Annotated in this window: 1 protein-coding gene; it reads left to right on the forward strand. The window is 67.5% G+C overall.

The features are described 5' to 3' along the window. The coding region (locus tag HFK74_RS32980; RefSeq protein ID WP_180207235.1) for an FAD-dependent oxidoreductase at positions 1–551 on the forward strand (551 nt) is incomplete at both ends.

Genomic DNA, 551 nt, shown 5'->3' on the forward strand with positions numbered 1-551 from the left:
GGTCATGGCGCGGCCGGACGTGCTGGTCGTCGGCGGCGGTGCTGCGGGAACGGCAGCGGCCATGGCGGCCGCGCGCGAAGGTGCGGAGGTTCTGCTCGTCGAGCGCTATGGCTTCCTGGGCGGCACGCTGACCGCCGTCACGCTCGGCGGGTTCTGCGGAGCTTACACCGTCGACGGCGACAGCATCGCCAGGACTGTCGGTGGCATCTATGTCGAGATGGAAGAACGGATGCGCAGCCGCGACGCCGTTCTTCCGCCCCGCCATGTCGGCCGCATCGCGTCGGTGCCATACGACCCGCCTTCGTTGCGCCTGGTCTCGGACGAAATGGTTGCCGAGGCCGGCGTTTCGGTCTTGTTCCATGCCTTCGCTTCCGCCGTGTACAGCGAGGACGGCAAGGTTCGCACAGTCGTTCTAGAGACCAAGGGCGGGCGCAAGGCGGTCATGCCGAAGGTCGTGATCGACTGCACCGGCGATGGCGACGTGGCGGCGCTGGCCGGTTGCCCCTACGAACTGGGCGATGGCGGCATTACCCAGTTCGGATCGAGCATGT

The sequence above is a fragment of the Pseudomonas sp. SbOxS1 genome (genome assembly GCF_013416725.1).
In the GTDB taxonomy this organism is placed as follows: Bacteria; Pseudomonadota; Gammaproteobacteria; order Pseudomonadales; family Pseudomonadaceae; genus Aquipseudomonas.